This is a genomic window from Ideonella sp. P3_A4 (assembly GCF_056403075.1).
This window is the reverse complement of sequence record NZ_JBFUGE010000006.1, coordinates 41,616-59,028: the sequence shown is the minus strand read 5'-3', so window position 1 is coordinate 59,028 and position 17,413 is coordinate 41,616. Positions and strand designations below refer to the sequence as shown.

At 66.7% G+C, this 17,413-nt stretch carries 14 protein-coding genes; 6 read left to right on the top strand and 8 right to left on the bottom strand.

All coding sequences use genetic code 11. From position 1 onward, the window contains the following. The 3 genes from AC1DYI_RS02005 to AC1DYI_RS01995 form a co-directional block, all read left to right on the top strand. Positions 1-325, top strand: a 325-nt coding sequence (locus AC1DYI_RS02005; protein ID WP_477202407.1) for a cytochrome b, incomplete at its 5' end; no start/stop codon positions are given. Between the two features lie 33 nt (positions 326-358). Then, positions 359-1,705 carry a cytochrome c1 protein gene (locus AC1DYI_RS02000; protein ID WP_477202406.1) on the top strand — a complete coding sequence of 449 codons (1,347 nt, stop codon included), beginning with the start codon at positions 359-361 and terminating at the stop codon, positions 1,703-1,705. Further along, a complete protein-coding gene (locus tag AC1DYI_RS01995; protein WP_477202405.1) occupies positions 1,690-2,127 on the top strand; it encodes a c-type cytochrome in 438 nt (145 codons plus the stop codon). Before AC1DYI_RS02000 ends, AC1DYI_RS01995 begins: the two co-directional genes overlap by 16 nt. A 16-nt stretch (positions 2,128-2,143) precedes the next feature. Here the strand turns inward: AC1DYI_RS01995 and AC1DYI_RS01990 are convergent, their stop codons facing one another. From AC1DYI_RS01990 to AC1DYI_RS01980, 3 genes are all read right to left on the bottom strand, one after another. Continuing rightward, positions 2,144-2,899: a GntR family transcriptional regulator gene (locus tag AC1DYI_RS01990; RefSeq protein ID WP_477202404.1), complete on the bottom strand. Its 756-nt coding sequence runs from the start codon at positions 2,897-2,899 to the stop codon at positions 2,144-2,146. Between the two features lie 25 nt (positions 2,900-2,924). After that, a complete protein-coding gene (locus AC1DYI_RS01985) occupies positions 2,925-3,644 on the bottom strand; it encodes a DUF6445 family protein (RefSeq protein ID WP_477202403.1) in 720 nt (239 codons plus the stop codon). A gap of 118 nt (positions 3,645-3,762) precedes the next feature. Further along, positions 3,763-6,390, bottom strand: coding sequence for a TonB-dependent receptor (locus AC1DYI_RS01980; protein WP_477202402.1), 2,628 nt, complete (start codon positions 6,388-6,390; stop codon positions 3,763-3,765). A gap of 671 nt (positions 6,391-7,061) precedes the next feature. Here AC1DYI_RS01980 and AC1DYI_RS01975 point away from each other — a divergent pair. Then, positions 7,062-9,857, top strand: coding sequence for a TonB-dependent receptor (locus AC1DYI_RS01975; RefSeq protein ID WP_477202401.1), 2,796 nt, complete (start codon positions 7,062-7,064; stop codon positions 9,855-9,857). Between the two features lie 384 nt (positions 9,858-10,241). On the opposite strand, the gene AC1DYI_RS01970 is transcribed toward AC1DYI_RS01975, so the two are convergent. The 3 genes from AC1DYI_RS01970 to AC1DYI_RS01960 are packed head-to-tail and all read right to left on the bottom strand — an operon-like array spanning position 10,242 to position 13,727. Then, positions 10,242-10,919 (bottom strand): glutathione S-transferase, encoded by a 678-nt coding sequence (locus tag AC1DYI_RS01970; RefSeq protein WP_477202400.1) that lies wholly within the window; start codon positions 10,917-10,919, stop codon positions 10,242-10,244. Further along, positions 10,916-12,382, bottom strand: coding sequence for a sensor domain-containing diguanylate cyclase (locus tag AC1DYI_RS01965; protein WP_477202399.1), 1,467 nt, complete (start codon positions 12,380-12,382; stop codon positions 10,916-10,918). The genes AC1DYI_RS01970 and AC1DYI_RS01965 overlap by 4 nt, the downstream gene beginning before the upstream one ends. Positions 12,383-12,431: 49 nt before the next feature. Continuing rightward, positions 12,432-13,727 (bottom strand): TIGR03862 family flavoprotein, encoded by a 1,296-nt coding sequence (locus AC1DYI_RS01960; protein ID WP_477202398.1) that lies wholly within the window; start codon positions 13,725-13,727, stop codon positions 12,432-12,434. 74 nt (positions 13,728-13,801) lie between these two features. Here AC1DYI_RS01960 and AC1DYI_RS01955 point away from each other — a divergent pair, with 74 nt between their 5' ends. Continuing rightward, complete coding sequence (locus AC1DYI_RS01955; RefSeq protein WP_477202397.1) at positions 13,802-15,088, top strand: GGDEF domain-containing protein; 1,287 nt, start codon at positions 13,802-13,804, stop codon at positions 15,086-15,088. Between the two features lie 2 nt (positions 15,089-15,090). On the opposite strand, the gene AC1DYI_RS01950 is transcribed toward AC1DYI_RS01955, so the two are convergent. Further along, complete coding sequence (locus AC1DYI_RS01950; protein WP_477202396.1) at positions 15,091-15,483, bottom strand: DUF2917 domain-containing protein; 393 nt, start codon at positions 15,481-15,483, stop codon at positions 15,091-15,093. A 150-nt stretch (positions 15,484-15,633) separates the two neighbouring features. Between AC1DYI_RS01950 and AC1DYI_RS01945 the strand changes: the two genes are divergently transcribed. Next, a complete protein-coding gene (locus tag AC1DYI_RS01945; RefSeq protein WP_477202395.1) occupies positions 15,634-17,157 on the top strand; it encodes an aminotransferase-like domain-containing protein in 1,524 nt (507 codons plus the stop codon). A gap of 13 nt (positions 17,158-17,170) precedes the next feature. Here the strand turns inward: AC1DYI_RS01945 and AC1DYI_RS01940 are convergent, their stop codons facing one another. Continuing rightward, positions 17,171-17,413 (bottom strand): hypothetical protein, encoded by a 243-nt coding sequence (locus tag AC1DYI_RS01940; protein WP_477202394.1) that lies wholly within the window; start codon positions 17,411-17,413, stop codon positions 17,171-17,173.

Here is a 17,413-nt window from a genome sequence, read left to right as displayed (position 1 = left end):
GGCCCACACCACCCGCCTGCAGCGGTGGGCCGCAGCTGCAGTCCATGGGCTGTTGTACGCGTTGCTGCTCACGCTGCCCGTGCTGGGCGTGTTGCTGACCAATGCGCGGGGCCACCTCGTCGTGCTGCCGGGGCTGGGGAGTTTGCCGCCGCTGGTGAGCCAAGACCTGGACTGGGCCGACGACCTGGAGGAGTGGCATGGCGACCTGGCCTGGTTGCTGGCCGGGCTGGTGGGCCTGCACGCGGCGGCGGCCTTGTGGCACCACTTCGCCCGCAAGAACAACGTCTTGAGAGCCATGGCGCCCTGGCTGCGCGGCCGAACCTGATTTGCCTTTCTTTTAACAACACGAGGAGACAACATGACGATGCGCCGACGACTTCGGCTTGGGCTGGCCTGCCTGTTGGGCAGCTTGGCGCTGACAGTGCCGATGGCCAGCCGGGCCGTGCCCAGCTTTGCGAGACAGACAGGGCAGGACTGCGCGTCCTGCCACGTGGGCGCCTACGGCCCGCACCTGACGCCGTTCGGTGTGAAGTTCAAGCTGGGCGGCTACACCGACGGTGACGGCAAGGCCGGGCACGTCCCGCTGTCGGCGATGCTCGTCGCGTCCAACACCCACACCGACAAGGCATTAGACGAAGCGCCGGAGGGCTACAAGACCAACAACAACACCGCGCTGGACGAAGCCTCGTTGTTCATCGCCGGCAAGTTGGCCGACAAGCTCGGCTCGTTCGTTCAGATCACCTACGACGGCATCGAGAAATCCACCGCACTGGACCAGATGGATCTGCGCTTTGCACATGCCACTGACTTGAGCGGTAAGGATCTGATTCTTGGCGCCTCGCTGAACAACAACCCAGGCGTTCAGGACCCCTTCAACACCCTGGCGGTGTGGGGCTTCCCGTACACCGGCTCGGCGTTCGGCTTTGGTGGCCCGGAAACCGGCTCGCTGATCAACGGAGCGCTGGAGCAGCGCGTGCTGGGCTTGTCCGGCTACGCCTTTTACGACAACCGCTGGTACGCCGAGCTGGGCACCTACCGGTCGCTGTCGCCCACGATGCAGTCCAAGTTCGGCCTGGGACGCGAAGACGACCCGGGGCGCCTGGGCGGCGACACCGCCTACTGGCGCCTGGCCTGGTTCGAAGACCACAAGAGCCAGGCCTGGTCGGCCGGGCTGTTCGGCCTGAGCAGCAGCGTGTTCCCTGATCGCGCTTCGGGCACCCCGAGCAATCGCTACGAGGATGTCGGCATCGACGGTCAGTACCAATGGCTGGGTACCCGAGAACACATCTTCACGCTGCAAGGCAGCTTCCTGCGCGAACGGCAACGCCTGAACGCGATGGTGGCCGCCGGTGAAGCCGAAAGAACCGGCGGCAGCCTGCACGAGTTCAAGCTCAATGCAAGCTACTACTTCCGCCAGACCTGGGGTGCGTCACTGGGCTATTTCAGAACCACCGGCAGCGCCGACGCGGTGCTGTACGGCGGCAACACCGGCTTCAAGCCCGACACCATCGGCCACGTGATCCAGCTCGACTGGACACCGTGGGGCAAGGAAGACTCGTGGGCCGCGCCCTGGGCCAACCTGCGGCTGGGCGCCCAGTACACCAGCTTCTCGAAGTTCAATGGCGCCAGCCACAACTACGACGGCGCCGGGCGCAACGCGGCGGACAACAACACGCTGTTCCTCTTTGCATGGACCTCGTTCTGAGCTTCTCCAAGGCTCGGCCAGGCGCCCGCTCAGGACCTGGTTGGCGCCTGGCGCCGGCCGTCCTGATGGGCCTGGGCTTGGGTTTTTGCCTGTCGGTGACGCCGGCCCGCGCGGCCGGCGATGCGAAGATCGGCTCGGCCGTGTTTGCCGAGCAATGCGCCGAGTGCCACAGCCTGCGGGAAGGCAAGAACAAGAAAGGGCCGTCGCTTTTCGCGGTGATGGGCCGGCGGCCCGCCAGCGTGGCCGGCTTCAATTATTCAGACGCGATGAAAGCCCGGGCCGAGGTGTGGACGGAAGCCAGTGTGACGCTCTACGTGACACTGCCCAAGGCAGCAGTGCCCGATGGCACGATGAAGTACGACGGCCTGGCCGATGCCAAGGCACGTGAAGACCTGGTGGCTTTTCTGCTGACGGTGCGCTGAGCCGGCTCAGCGCACCTCAGTTCGCTGCCAACTCGGCGATGAAATCGTAGGTGTCGCCGCGGTAGAACGACTGCGAGAGTTCGACCGCGCGGCCGTCACGCAAATAGCCCAGACGCTCGACCAGCAGGCCGGCGTCGCCCGGCTGGGCTTGCAGCAGCGCGGCCTGCTCGTCGTTCAGCAGCAGCGCACGCAGGCGTTGCAGTGCGCGCACAGGACGGTGGCTGTTGGCTTCCAGTGCGTCGTAGAGAGATTCCTTCACCGCATCCAACGACGGCAGCGCGCTGGCGATCACGGTGGCGTATTCGAGCGCCATCGGGGCGTTGTCGGCAAAGCGCAGGCGGTGGAAGCGGTAGACCGTCGAGCCTGGGCTGAGCGCGAGCTTCAGCGCCTCTTCCGGCGACACGGTGCCCGTCGTGCGCTTGAGCCACTCGCTGCGCGGCGTGCGGCCGCGGGCTCGCATGTCCTCTGAGAACGAGGTCAGCTTGGCGAAGTTCTTGTCGATGCGGGCGCTGACGAAGTTGCCCGAGCCCTGGCGGCTGACCAGCAGCCCCTCTTCGGCCAGGCCGTCGATCGCCTTGCGCACGGTGATGCGCGACACGCCCAGGTCCGCCGCCAGTTGGCGTTCGGAGGGCAGCGCATCATCGGCCGCCAGGAATTGGCTGTCGATCGCATCGCGCAGCGCGCGCTGCAGTTGCTGGTACAGCGGCTGGCTGGCAGACGCGTCCAGCGCAGAGAGCAAGCGCTCGATCAAGGAGGGGGCGGGGCGGTTCATCGGAGCGGATTGTCGYCGGCCTGATTCAGAAGTCATAGAAGGTATTCACAGTCAGCCGCCCCTGGCGGGGATCGCTGCTCAGGCTGCGGGCCGGGTTGATGCAGGCACTGTGCAGCAAGCTCCCGGGATAAACCACCAGGCGGTTGAAGCGCGCGGGCATCATCCCCAGGAAGGTGAACCGCTCATCCGACCGGTCGAAATAACGAGCCGGTGGGCGGCGAAGGTTGACCTCCTCGTGATAGGCGTCGAGGTAGCGCTCACTGTCGTCGCCGGTGATGCGTTGCAAGCCGGTGGCGTTGTGGCGGTAGAAGCCGGTGCCGCCATGCGTCTGGTCGCACAGGTAAAGCAAGGCGGCCATGTAGTACGGGGTGCTGGCATCGAAGTGCGGTGTGCGCTGCAAGGGCCCCAGCGCCTCGGGTGAGGTGGTGGTGAGGGAGAAGGCGCTCAAGCCCACCTTGACAGCCAAGTGTTCCGGCACGCCGAAGTTGACCTTGATGAGCGGGTCCAGCAACCCGGTGATCGCCTGCGTGTAGGCCGCCGGAGCAGGCGCGCGCAGGCCGGGGTAGCCCTTGCTGTCGGCGGGGGGCTCGGCAGCGGGCGCGGCCGGCTCGAAGCGGCTGGCACAGGCTGCCTCGACCAGGGCGTGCGGGTCTTCCAGAAAGTCGTCGATGAAAACGATGGTCTGGCCGCCGACATCCACGGACTGGATGTCGCACGGCATGCGGATGGCGAAGGGCGAACTCATCGTGACGGAGCGTAGCGGCGAGCCACCAGTATCACGAAAACCCGGTGGAGCCGGGTTTCACAAAAAAGCCCGGCCGAGGCCGGGCTTTGCGACAGACTGGCCAGAGCCACCTGCAGGATCAGAACTTGAGGCTCAGGCCGACGCGGTAGGTGGTCTCGCCCTGGAACGACCAGGCCGGGAAGCCGTTCTGCAACGAAGCGCGCTGCGCGGGCGCATCGCCGGCACCGAACTGCACGTCGTCTTCCGCGGTCAGGTTGATCGCCTCCAGCGACAGGCGCAGGTGCTTGTTGATGTTCCAACCCAGACTCAGGTCCAGGCTGCCGATGTCGTCATGCATGCGGTTGCCGTACCAGCCGGTCTCGCGAACCATGTACTTGGAGCGCCAGCTGTAGGCCAGGCGAGCCGAGTACCTGTCGTTCTCGAAGTAGCCCACCAGGTTCGCCGTGTGGCGCGACGACAGCGTGAACATGTTCAGCTCGTCCTGGTAGCTGGTGGCAGGCGCCTTCGCATTCGCATAGGTGTAGTTGACCGCCACGCCGAAGCCGTTGTCGAAGGCGTGGTTGCCCTGCAGCTCGATGCCGGAGATGTTGCCGCCGCCGGCGTTGATGTAGCGGTTGATGGTCCAGTTGTCGACACCGGTGTCCGGGCTGATGACGCCGACCTTCTGGTTCAGCAGGGTCTGGGTGGTGACGAAGTTTTCGATCTTCTTGTGGAAGAGCGACGCGGCCAGCAGATTGCCGCGACCGTAGTAGTACTCGAAGCCGAGGTCGAACTGGGTGGACTTCTGCGGCTTCAACCCGGGCGAGCCGTAGTTGAACGCATCGTTGCTCGCATTCGTGTCGTCGAAGCCGACCACGGACGTGAGGAACATGTTGTCGAAGTTCGGCCGCGTGATCGCCTGGGCAGCGGCAAAGCGCAGCTTCGTGCTCTTGCTCAGGTCATAGACGGCGTTCAGGCTCGGCAGCACCTCGCTGTAGGTCGAGCTCTTGGTCGTCTTGTCCGTGCTCCAGCCGTTGTTCTGGCCGATGTCGGTGGTGGGCGTGCCGTCGAAGACGTAGCCGGTGGCCGAGACGTTCGTGCGGATGTAGCGCAGGCCGAAGTTGCCGTGCAGCGCGTCCTTCTCGAACTCGAACATGCCGTACAGCGCGCTGTTCTTCTCTTGCAGCTGCGCGTACGCCGAGCGGTCATCGACCCAGCTGGTGATGTTGTCCGAGGCCAGCGACAGCATCGCGTCGATGTCCGGGCGGGGCACGCTCCAGCCGCCCACCACGTCGAGCGAACCGTTGTACAGGTCTGCGGAGTCGCCCGGAATGGCCGTGGCCGCATGCACGCCACGCTGGCCGGTGCGGGTGAACGTGTGCTTGGTCGCACGCGCGCCGGTCTTGAACGAGGTCAAGAGGCCCCAGTCGACGTTGAATTCGCCGTCCAGCTGGAGGAAGTCTTCCTTGTCGGAGTTCGGGCCACGGCCCGAGGCCCAGGTTTCGGGCGACGAGGTCGYCGGCAGGTTGCTGACGCCGATGGTCTGGTCGGACGACGGATGGACCTGGATCTGGTGGCCGGTGGCGTCGATCGTGCCGGTCCAGTAGGGCAGCGTCGCGCCCGGTGTCCAGCTGCCATAGGCGAAGTTGGCGGTCTGGTCCGTGCCGCCCTCGGCCTTGGTCGAGCCACCGATGGCAGACACCTTGAAGCCGTCACCGCGGTAGGAGCCATCAAGCACCAGGCTGTCGGAGGACATCGACGCGGAGCGCACCCAGTTCTGCAGGAACACGTTGTCCGTCGCCGGCGTGGCCACATCGCGGTGGTGCAGCACGCACAGGCCCGAATCGTTGGTCTTCTCGCAGGTGCCGGAGTTGCCCGTGAAGATGTAGTGGCTGGTGTTGGAGTTGTTGGCGTCCAGGTTCAGGTGCAGGTAGTTCAGGCTGAGGTCGATGCCCTTGGCCGGACGGGCCTGCAAGGTCAGGTTCAGAGCCTGGCGTTCGCGCTCCTGCACGAAGGTGGTGGGCGCCACGTCGCCGGACCAGCGCATGTCGGCCTCGACGCCGCGGCGGATGTAGTCACCCTTCTCCCAGGCGCCGGCGATCAGCACGCCGAAGGTCTTGGCCTCGTTCTTCCAGCTGTAGAGGCCGGAGACCTCATAGGTCGGGTCGCTGATGGTGCCGGTGCCGTAGTGGATGCTGCCGAAGATGGTGTTGGCATCCATGTCCAGCGGCTTGCGCGTCTTGACGATCACGGTGCCGCCGATGCCGCCTTCGCTCAGGTCGGCCTGGGACGACTTGTAGACCTCCAGGCCGCCGATCAGCTCCGAGGGCAGCAGGGAGTAGTTGAAGGAGCGGTCGACCGCCTTCTGGTCGTACCAACCCGTGGAGGCCACGGTCTGGCCGTTCAGGGTGGTGTAGGTCATCTGCGGGTCGGTGCCGCGGATGGACACCGAAGCGCCCTGGCCGAAATCGCGGCCCACCGACACGCCGGGAATGCGGCCCAGGCTCTCGCCCACATCGGAGTCCGGCAGCTTGCCGACGTCTTCGGCGGACACGGCGTCCACCACGGCGGATGCGTTCTTCTTGATGTTCACGGCCGTTTCCAGCGAGGCGCGGATGCCCGTGACCACGATCGTCGTGGCTCCCGGCTCGGCCGGCGCCGAAGCGGCCGGGGCCGGTGGCTGGGCTTGCTGCGCCTGTGCGGCCAGGGCGGCACCCATCAGCAAAAGCGCGACGGCTGAAGCGATGGGGGTGGGCTTGCTATTCATGTTCACCTCTCGGGTTGGGCTTCTAGATGCACCGCGGCCAGTGGCTATGCGACTCCCCAGGGCGCCCCTCGCACCCTGACCGGAGCGGGCTGTGCCGAGCAGTGGCATTACAGTCCCTTACGCAACGATGCATGCCACTATGATACCAATACGTGCCAGTGTGGTACCACCTAGTAGAAACGCGGGTTTCCTCTTGGAACAACACTGGCTCGCGCAGACAGCAATCAGTGCCCCGGTCGGTGACGACTGAACTGGTATTCAAGTCGGGTCCCGGCGCGTCGGCGCGTTGTCGGCTAAGCGCAGGCGGTCGACATGAAAGACCGTCGCCCCCGGGCTGACTGCGGGGCTTCAAGGCCGCTCGGGGCCGTCGTGTGCTTCAACCTCGCCGCGCGGGCCTGCGGGCCATTTCCGAGAACAAGCTCAGTTTCGCGAAGCTCTCGACACCCCGAATCGCGACCACTTGGGTCTTACATACCAATAGCGCACCAAAAGTCATACCAGATGCACCGGAATACGGCGTCTGGCGACCCTGGCCGGGGCGGCGCGCAGTCCGGACACGAGACCAGCGGCTCACCTAAGGCATTTCCCCTAGCAAAAAGTGGTAGCTAAGTGGCATTAATTGGTCGTACATTGGTACGCATCAGTTGTCCACATCTGCTCTGGAGGGATCCATGAAAGCGCAACTCACACCGATCGCCGCGGCGACGGCCTTGTTCCTGCTTCACACCGCAGCGCTTGCACAGACGGCCCCGCAGCCTGCGACGGCTGCGGCGGTGCCGGCAGCGGCCAGCGATGACAAGGTTGAGCGCGTCGAGGTGATCGGCATCCGCGGGTCGATGCAGCGCTCGCTGCAGGTCAAGCGTGACGCCGACACCCATGTCGAGGTGATCACCGCCGAAGACGTGGGCAAGATGCCGGACAAGAACGTCGCTGATTCGCTGCAGCGCGTTGCCGGGGTGACGATCAGCTCAGCCGGCGCCAACGAGGGCGGCTTCGACGAGAACGACCGCGTCAGCATGCGCGGGACCAACCCCAGCCTGACGCAGACGATGATCAACGGCCATGCCGTGTCGTCGGGCGACTGGTTCGTGCTGAACCAGACCGGAACCGTCGGGCGCAGCGTCAGCTATTCGCTGCTGCCCTCGGAACTGGTCGGCCAGGTGGTGATCCACAAGAGCGCGCAGGCGAGCGACATCGAGGGCGGCGTGGTCGGCACGGTCAACATCTTGACGCGCAAGCCGTTGGATTTCCGCAACCCGCTCACGCTGGAAGGCAATGTCGGCGTGGTCTATGCAGACCTGCCCGAAAAGACCGATCCCCAACTCAGTGCGCTGCTGAACTGGAAGAACGAGTCCAACACCTTCGGCATCCTGGCCCAGGCGTTCTCCGAGAAGCGTCACCTGCGTCGCGACGGTCAGGAGTTGCTGGGCTACGAGCAAATCGCTGCTGGCAGCGCCGTTGCCAACCTGCACCCGGATCTGGCCGGCGTCTGGTACCCAACGATGATCGGCGCCGCATTGTTCGAGCAGGAGCGCACTCGCACGGGCGGTCTGATCGACGTGCAGCTCAAGCCGTCGAAAGACTTGATGCTCGACCTGACCGGCTTCGCGTCGAAGATGGATGCGCCGAACTACAACCGCAACTACCTGTTGTGGAACACGCACTTCATCAACAAGGGTGCCGGCCAGTCGCCTGATGCAGGCTATGTGGTGCGCAACGGCACACTCGTCTCGGCCAACTTCGCGCCCGTGGCGGGCACGCAGTACGGTGTGTATGACCAGATCTCGCGCCCCGACTCGAAGGCGGATTCGTCGTTCCTCAATTTCGACGCCAAGGTCCGCGCCACAGAGAACCTGACCTTCCTGACCAAGATCGGCACCACGCGTGGCACCGGCGAAACGCCGACGCAGGACGTGGCGGAATGGAACACCGGCGTTGGCGCCGGCGGCGGCTGGGGCTTGAACGGCACCGACCACGCGGCCGACTGGTCGCTCGGCAACGCGAACAATGCCAGCCCGGCTGGTGTACCGCTGGGCTGGATCTTCGGTGACCAGTTCGTCAAGGTGCGGGACAAGGAAGATTGGTTCCAGTTCGACGGCGAACTGAGTCTCGACGCCGGCGTGCTGTCGGGTGTGAAGTTCGGCGTACGCAACGCCAGGCACAGCCGCGAGTCGCATGGCGTTGTCGGCCAGGGCCCTGCGTGCAAAGACTCCTCCGGCAACACGGTGGCCTTCGATTGGTCGCAGCAGTACTTCTGTCCTGCGGGGACGCAGTCACCGTTCGACCCAGCGAACTTCCCGACTGGCGGCTACTCGCAGTACCCGAACAACTTCGGCGGCGGTCTGGGCGGAACCTTCCCGCGCAATGTCTGGTTCTACTCGCCAGCACAACTGGGCGCCTACAACGACAAGTTCACCAACCGTGCAAAGGACGGCTCGCGTGAGGACTGGAACTCGGAATACGGCTTGAGCGAACGCAGCAACGCCGTCTTCGTGCAGGGTGACCTGTCCGGCGATGGCTGGTCGGGCAACGTCGGCATGCGCCTCGTGCAAACCCGCGAGCGTGTCTTGAACAACACGGCTGTCAGCGCCGCCACACCCGGGGCGATCACCACGTCGGCCTTCGGCCCGTTCCTGCCGGTCGTCACGGAGCACACCTACAGCGACGCCCTGCCGAGCGCCAACCTGCGCGTCAACCTGAGCAAGGATCTGGTGGCCCGCTTCTCGGCATCACGCACGATGACGCGCCCCGACTACTCGGCGCTGGCCGGCGTCGTGGCCCTGTCGCCGCCGGCGGCGGACGGCGTCAACGGCAGCGGCAGCGGCGGCAATCCCGATCTGAAACCGGTGCGTTCGAACAACTTCGATGCGACGCTGGAGTGGTACTTCGCTCCGCGCTCGCTGTTGTCGGCCGGTGCGTTCTACATGGACCTCGCGAGCTACATCGGCTACGGCCGGGTCAGCAAGGAGTTCCTGACCTTCAGCAACCTGCACCCCGAGGGCCAGCTCGACACCTACGACCTGACGGTGCCGGTGAACACCAAGGGCAAGGCGAGCGGCCTCGAAATCGCCTACGAACAGCCGGTGACGTCCAACATCTCGGTGACGGCGAACTACACCTACGTGGACGCGCACGAGTCGGGTGGCAAGCCGCTGGTCGGTGCGTCGAAGAACTCCTACAGCCTGGGCGGCTCGTACGAGAACGACTACTTCAGCGCCCGCGTGAACTACAGCTTCCGCTCGAAGTTCTACAGCGGCCTGGATCGCTCGACCGCTTTCTCGCAAGACGACGTGGGCAACCTGTCAGCCACGTTCGGCTACAAGATCAACGACACGTTCTCGATCTCTCTCGACGGCCGCAACCTGAACAATCCCAAGTTGAAGTATTTCGCGCTGAACGAAGATCAGCCTCGGTCGATCTACGAGAACGGCCGCCAGTACTACCTCACGCTGCGCGTGAAGATGTGAGATCCGGTTAGGGGACACTCCTCGCTCGGTTCCAGTGCCGAGCATTTGCAAGGGCGGGTTGATCCCCGCCCTTTTTTCTTTTTTCGAAGCGGCGGCGCGCTGATTAATTGGTGGCGTGCAGAGGGGTGGCGAGGCGGCCGGACGGAACGGGCCCGGGATCACGTTAGACGCTCACCCGGACCCATTCCGACCGTCCGCTGCGCAATGTGGTGCCTTACGACGCAGGAGATCGAACGCGCTGCCACGCCGCCGACGGTGGTAGCGAAGGCAGGGGGCCGCCGTGAGGAACGTCTAACGCGAGGAGGGGCGGCCCCCTGCCTTCGCCAAGACGCCAWCTGCAGAGGCACGCATCAACCCGCCACGCCGGTTCGCGACTTCGCCCTTTCAGTCCCGCGCAAAGTCATAAGGCCCGCCCCGTTGCAACGCACGTTGGTAGGCCTGACGTGAATGGATGCGCTTCAAGAACGCCATCAACTTCGGCCGGCTCGCATCCAGCCCCGCGCGCTGCGCCGCCGCTTCGAGCGGGAAGCTCATCTGGATGTCCGCAGCGCTGAACTTCTTGCCGGCGAACCATTCGCTCTTGTTGAGCTCGGCCTCCATGTAGTCGAGCTGGCTTTGGATGTTGGGGTCGACGAAGCCGGTCAGCACCTTCTTCGCGATGCCCTTGGCGATCGGCTTGGCGAAGAATGGCATCGGCGACGTCAGGATGCGGTTGAACACCAGCTTCATCAGCAGCGGGTTCATCGCCGAACCTTCGGCGAAGTGAAGCCAGTAGGTGAAGCGCAGGCGCTCCGGTGTGCCGGCCGCAGGCCGCAGCAGGCCTTCGCCATAGGCGTCCAGCAGGTACTCGATGATCGCGCCGGATTCGGCCAGCGTGGCCGCACCGTCGGTCACCACTGGCGACTTGCCAAGCGGGTGCACGGCCTTCAACTCCGGCGGCGCCAGCATCGTCTTCGGGTCGCGCTGGTAGTGCTTGATCTCGTAGGGCAGCTCCAGCTCTTCGAGCAGCCACAGCACACGCTGCGAACGCGAGTTGTTCAGGTGATGGACAGTAATCGTCATTCGGCAAGATCCTTTCTTCGATCGTATTCGGCGTTCGCGTGGAAGGCCTTCTTCTGGCGGTACATCTGCGCATCGGCTCGGTGCAAAGCCGCCTCCAGCCTCTCGCCGGCCTGCGAGACCGAGGTGCCGACCGACAAGCGCAGCGGGTCGCCACTGTGGAACTGGTTGTTCAGTTCGACCATCTCGTGCAGCGTCGCCAGGTAGCTGTCGGCCGCGTGCTCGTCACCGCCCGGGATCAACACCGCGAACTCGTCGCCACCGATGCGGGCCGCCGTGGCTGGTGCCTGCGTGGCCTTGGCCAGCACCTCGCCGGTGCGGCGCAAGAACGCATCGCCGGCACGGTGGCCGCGTTCGTCATTGACCTGCTTCAGGCCATTCAGGTCGATCACCAGCATCGCCACGGGTTGGACTTGCTTGCGCTCGAGCCGGTTCAGTTCGTCGTCGAAGAACGAGCGGTTGCGCAGCTTGGTCAGTGCGTCGTGCTTGCCGAGGAATTCGAGATAGCTTTCTGCGCGTTTTCGGGCGGTGATGTCGGTCAGCGACACCTGCACCAGCGACCAGTCGTGTTCATGCCCCGGCAGCACCGCGAACTGAAGGTGCACATGCAGCATCTCACCGTCGAGCGCGTAGTTCACCGTCTCGCGCTGCTGGTGCAGCTTGCCGGCCCACAGGTCGATCAGCTGTTCGGTGAAGGGGCGACGCATCTCATCGCGAAAGATGTCGGGCAGGCGCCGCAGCAGCGTCGACTTGTCGGGCGCGCGGAACATCGTCAGCGTCTGCGTGTTGACGTCGATGACGCGGATCTCGGCCATGCACCTGTCGACGAACTCGGGGTGCACATCCGTGAAGATGCGGAAGTCTTCGATACCTTGCTCGCGCACCTCGTCGAGCAGGCGCTTGACGGCACTGAAGTCTTCCACCCACAGCGACACCGGCGAATGCTCGAACAAGCCTTGCGCATAGCGCTCACTGCGCTGCAGCGCTTGGCGGGCTTGTTCGCGTGCGCTCAGGTCTTCGAGCGACAGCAGCACGCGGCCCCAGCCCTGCTCGTGGCCGGGCAGCACTCGCACCTGCAGGTTGACGTCGAGTCGGCGGCCGTCGAGGGTGTAGTTGACCGTTTGGCTGGTGTAGCTGAGCGCGTCGTTCCACAGCTGCACCAGCTCCTCGACATGGCGGTCCAGCATGTCGTCACGGAACACCTTGTCCAGGTTCGCCAGCAGCGTCGGCTGGTCGGGCGCAGCGAACAGCTCCAGTGTGCGTCGGTTGACCTTGAGCACCTTCAGCTCGCGCGTGCATTGCGCGATGCGGGCACGGTCGGCGCGCAGGTAGGTGCGCAGGTCGCTCACGCCTTGCTCACGCCATTGGGCGAACAGGCGGGACAAGCCGCTGAAGTCTTCCAGCCACAGCGACACCGGCGCCAACTCGAACATCAGCGCGTCGTCCTGCTCGTTGCCAGAGGTCATGACGGGCTCCGCAGTTGGAGAGATCGGCGTCGAGTCTCGCACGCCGCCGTCAGCCGGCGCGAGCTTGCCACCCCGCAAGCAAACCTCGGGCCGCGACCACGCCGCTGGCGAAACTGGCAGTCAGCAAGTAGCCGCCCGTCGGTGCTTCCCAGTCGAGCATCTCACCCGCGCAAGCGACGCTCGGGTGTGCGCGCCAACGCAACGCCTCGTCCAGCGCCTCCAGCCGCACGCCGCCAGCGCTGCTGATCGCCTCGTCGATCGGCCGCGCGGCGCGCAGTGTCAGCGGCAAGGCCTTGATGCGCTGCGCCAGCCAGGCTGCGTCACGCGAGTGTTCATTCCATTCCGCGCTGTCGACGCCTTCGCGCAGCAGACCGGCCTTGACGCCGTGCAGCCCGGCCTGTTCCTTCAGGTGGTTGGCCAGCGAGCGGGCGCCGCGGCCTCGGGCCAGCACCTCGGTCAGGGCATCCAGCGGGCGCTCCGGCAGCAGGTCCAGCTGCAGGGTGGCGCTGCCATTGGCCTCGATCTCGTCGCGCAGCAACGCCGAGGCGGCGTAGACCAGGCTGCCTTCGAGCCCGGTCGCGGTCAGCACACATTCGCCCTTGCGGCGGAACTGGCGGCCCAGCCGGTCGGTGAAGTCCAGCAGCACGCCCTTCAGCGGTGCGCCGGCGTGCTTGGCGACCAGGTGCTCGCTCCAGCCGATGTCGAAGCCGCAGTTCGACGGCTTCAGCGGCGCGCAGTCCAGCCCCGCGGCCTGCAACGCCGGCAGCCAAGCACCATCCGAGCCGAGCCGGGCCCAGCTGCCGCCGCCGAGCGCCAGCAGCACCGCGTCGGCTTCAGCCTGCTGCTCGCCGGCGGGCGATTCGAAGCGGAGATGGTGCACACCGTCGACGGGCGCCAGCCCGCCGGGCAACCAGCGGTGGCGCATGTGAAAGCGCACGCCGGCCGCGCGCAGCCGGTGCAGCCAGGCCCGCAGCAGCGGCGCGGCCTTCATCTCTGCGGGGAAGACACGACCCGAGCTGCCGACAAAGGTAGTGATGCCCAAGGCCGCCGCCCAGTCGCGCAGGTCTTGTGGCCCGAGGACTTGCAACCAGCGGCCGACGTCGTCGGCGCGCTCGGCATAGCGGCCGACGAAAGCCGGCAGGGCTTCGGAATGGGTCAGGTTCAGCCCGCCCTTGCCGGCCAGCAAGAACTTGCGGCCGACCGAAGGCATCGCGTCGAACAGGTCGACCTGGGCGCCGCCGGCGGCCAGCACCTCGGCGGCCATCAGGCCGGCCGGGCCGCCGCCGATCACCACCACGCGCGGGGCGGGCGGTGCGGGCAAATGTGGATTCGTGTGCACTGTCATCAGGCCGCGCAGTCTATGCCCCGCAGCGCCGCCGGCTGCACAATCAGGGAGTCTTTTCGCTAACGCCCACTGCCTTGCTGTTGTTGCTCGAAGCGTCTGCGTCTGCCCTGCCGCCAGGGCTGGACGCCGTGGGAGCACACCAGCGCTGGCCACTTGCCGATGTGGCGGCGGGCGGTGCCGGCCTGCTGGCCGAGCTTCAAGGCCTGCTGGCCGAACCCGACGCGCTGCTGCTGGTCGACGTGACTGAGGCGGCGCAAGCACAGGCCGCTCTGCGCCAGCTGCAGGTCGGCGCGGTGCTGGCAACGCCGTGGCTGGCGTTGCTGCCCCCGGGGGCCGACGGCGACGCCGACATGTGGTGGCGTCTGGGCGCCTTCGATGCGGTGGCCGGCACCGACTTGCAGGCGTTGGCCCGCGCGCTGCGCCGTGCCCGAGCTCAGGCCGGCCGGCCATCGAGCGCGCTCGCCGATCTGCAGGCCCTGCGCGCGCAAGTCCACGCGATGCAGGCCAGCCTGGACAACATCCCGGCKCCGATCTTCGCGAAGAACGCCGAGGGCAGCTACACCGGTTGCAACCAGGCCTTTGTCGACTTCCTCGGCCTGCCGCGCGAGCAGATCATCGGCAAGACGGTGTACGACGTGGCGCCGCCGCAGCTGGCCGCTGTCTACGACCAGGCCGACCGCAAGCTGCTGGCCAGCGGCGGCCGGCAGGTCTACGAGGCCCAGGTCAAGTGGGCCGACGGCAGCCTGCACGACGTGATCTTCCACAAAGCGGTGTTCCACGACGGCCAGGGCACCGTGGCAGGCCAAGCCGGCGCGATCTTCGACATCACCGAGCGCAAGCGGCTGGAGCATGGCCTGCGCGAGCTGGCCCAGACCGACTCGCTGACCGGCCTGTTGAACCGGCGCTGCTTCATCGAGCGGGCCAGCGCACAGCTGGCCGAGGCGCGCACCGTGCGCGGGCCGATGGCGGTGCTGCTGTTCGACATCGACCACTTCAAGCAGGTCAACGACAACCACGGCCATGCCGCCGGCGACGCGATGCTGTGTCACCTGGCGCGCCTGGGCCGGCAGCAATTGCGCGGTGACGACCTGTTCGCCCGCATCGGCGGTGACGAATTCGCGATCCTGCTGAGCGGGGCGAGCGACGTGCGCGCGGTGGCTGCGCGCATCCCGGTGCGGGTGGCCGCAGTGCCGTTGCTGTTCGACGGCCGCGAGCTGCCGTGCGCCATCAGCCTTGGCGCGGCGGTGGTGATTGCCGATGACCACGACATCGATTCGGCGCTGCGCCAGGCCGATGCCGCGCTTTACGAGGCCAAGCGCCAGGGCCGCGGCCGCTCGGTGGTCTTCGACGCCGACAACTGACGTCAGGTGCGCAGCGTCCGCAGCACCGCGCCGAGACCGGTGTTCAAGGGCTGCGGGTACCGCGCCACCAGCCACACCACGGCCGGCGCCAGCGACAAACGCGGCTCCGCTTCGACCAACACGCCGTCGATGGTCGCCAGCGGGCTGCCCCATGGGGCGGGCGGCAACTCGCAGGACTGGCCAGCGTGCAGGAAGACATCGTCCTCGCAGCCCGGCCAGGTCAACCACACGCCGCCACGCAAGACCTGCAGCGTCACGCAGCCCACTGCKGTCTGACGGGGCCACAGCCGGCGCAGATCATGGCGGCCGGACTCGGCCCGGGGCGACAAGTGCAGTGCCCGGCCCGGCATCAGGTGCAAAGGCCGCTGCAGCGGAGTGGGCTGGATCAGGTTCATGGCCCTCACGGTAGGCGCCGTGCGGCCGCGCGCCAAGGCACAGAGTGGGCCGGAAACTGCGAACACCCCGGGTGTCTGAGCATCTGTACCGGCTGCTTGCGTGGCCATCTGTACCGGTTCAAGGCCGATGTCGCACCGCACAATCAAGCCATGGAGCCGCAGTCCAACGCTGCCCGCGCAGCCGCCCCGGAAGCCCCGATCTACCGCCAGCTGTGCGAGCGGATCGCCGCGCTGATCCACTCGGGCGCGCTGCACCGCGGCGATCGCCTGCCTTCGGTGCGGCACATGGCGCAGCAGCAAGGCGTGTCGTTGTCGACGGTGCTGCAGGCCTACCGCGAACTCGAAGCCCAGCGCCTGATCGAGGCGCGGCCGCGCTCGGGCTACTTTGTTTCGGCGATGCCGCCCCCACCGCGGCGCCGGCCCGCGCTCGCACTGGCGGTGCCCGAGATCACCCGACCGCCGACTGAATCGCAAGCGGTCGGAGTCACCAACTTGGTCGAGCGCGTGATGGGCGCCGCGTCGGACCCGGCCATTGTTTCCTTCGGCGCCGCCTGCCCTGGCGGCGACCTTTTCCCGACCGACAAACTGCGCCGCGCCATGGCGCGCGCAATGCAGCGCCACCAAGCCTCGCTCGCGCGCTACCCGTTCACGCCCGGCGTGGCGCCACTGCGCGAAGCCGTCGCCCGGCGCGCGCTAGGCCTGGGCTGCAGCCTGGACCCGGCCCACATCCTGGTCACCAACGGTTGCCTCGAATCGATCAGCCTGTGCCTGCGCGCGGTGACACAACCGGGCGACGTGGTGGCGCTCGAATCGCCGACCTACTTCGGCTTGCTGCAGATCCTCGAAAGCCTGCACCTGCGGGCACTCGAGATCCCGACGCACCCGCGCACCGGGCTGTCGCTGCCGGCGCTGGAGCTGGCGCTGGACACGCAGCCGGTCAAGGCCTTGCTGACGGTGCCGACCTTGTCGAACCCGCTAGGCGCGACGATGCCGCTGACGGCCCGCCGCGCGCTGGTGCAAATGGCCCGTGCGCGCAATCTGCCGATCATTGAGGACGTGCTCTACAACGAGTTGCACGAGCGCGCCGAGTGCCGCCGCGCGCTGAAGTCGTTCGACACCACCGGCCAGGTGATGCTGTGCGGCTCGTTCTCGAAGACGCTGGCGCCGGGCCTGCGGCTGGGCTGGGTCGAAGCCGGCCGCTGGTCGGCCCAGGTGCGGCGCCTGAAGAGCGCGCTGAGCGGCGGCYACACCGAGCTGATCGAACACGCGATGACCGAGGCGCTGAGCCAGCCGGGGCTGGAACAGGCGCTGCGCCAACTGCGCGCGACCATCGGCCACCGTATCCAGCAAGCGCGGCGCTTGATTGGCGCCAGCTTTCCGCCCGGCACCCGCGTCACCTCACCCGAGGGCGGCTTCATCCTGTGGCTGGAGCTGCCAGCCGGCCTGTGCGCGGTCGAGCTGTTCGAAGCGGCGTTGCGCGAGAACATCTGCATCGCGCCCGGCCCGATGTTCAGCACCAGCCAGCGCTACGACCACTGCGTACGGCTGGGCCTGGGCCGCGGCTGGGGCCCGGCCGAGCAGCAGGCGCTGCAGCGCGTGGGCGAACTGGCGCGGCGCATGCTCGAACGCGCTCGCCCTGGCATCGAAGGCGACACAATGAAGCGAGCCGCCTGAGCGGCCGTTCGCGTCAACCCGCCGTGGCCGACACCACGCGCGGGTGCTGCGCCCAGGCTGGCATGCGCGCCATGTAGGCCAGCGTGCGCTGCTCGGCGGTCGCGCGGTCCAGACCCTTGTCCTCACGCAGTGCCCACTGCACCATGCGCTCGAAGCGGGTGTCGAAGTCCTGCAGCTGGCCGCTGGTGTCGACGCAGTAGGGGCAGTAGCGGCCGCTCTCGATCGACATGCCGCAGCTCTCACACGAATGGCTCAT

What these genes read in the sequence shown, in the direction of transcription:
- AC1DYI_RS02000 (WP_477202406.1), top strand. Translation starts at nt 359, where the DNA reads ATGACGATGCGCCGACGACTTCGGCTTGGGCTGGCCTGCCTGTTGGGC.
- AC1DYI_RS01995 (WP_477202405.1), top strand. Translation starts at nt 1,690, where the DNA reads ATGGACCTCGTTCTGAGCTTCTCCAAGGCTCGGCCAGGCGCCCGCTCA.
- AC1DYI_RS01990 (WP_477202404.1), bottom strand. Translation starts at nt 2,899, where the DNA reads ATGAACCGCCCCGCCCCCTCCTTGATCGAGCGCTTGCTCTCTGCGCTG.
- AC1DYI_RS01985 (WP_477202403.1), bottom strand. Translation starts at nt 3,644, where the DNA reads ATGAGTTCGCCCTTCGCCATCCGCATGCCGTGCGACATCCAGTCCGTG.
- AC1DYI_RS01975 (WP_477202401.1), top strand. Translation starts at nt 7,062, where the DNA reads ATGAAAGCGCAACTCACACCGATCGCCGCGGCGACGGCCTTGTTCCTG.
- AC1DYI_RS01970 (WP_477202400.1), bottom strand. Translation starts at nt 10,919, where the DNA reads ATGACGATTACTGTCCATCACCTGAACAACTCGCGTTCGCAGCGTGTG.
- AC1DYI_RS01965 (WP_477202399.1), bottom strand. Translation starts at nt 12,382, where the DNA reads ATGACCTCTGGCAACGAGCAGGACGACGCGCTGATGTTCGAGTTGGCG.
- AC1DYI_RS01960 (WP_477202398.1), bottom strand. Translation starts at nt 13,727, where the DNA reads ATGACAGTGCACACGAATCCACATTTGCCCGCACCGCCCGCCCCGCGC.
- AC1DYI_RS01940 (WP_477202394.1), bottom strand. Translation starts at nt 17,413, where the DNA reads ATGAGCCATTCGTGTGAGAGCTGCGGCATGTCGATCGAGAGCGGCCGC.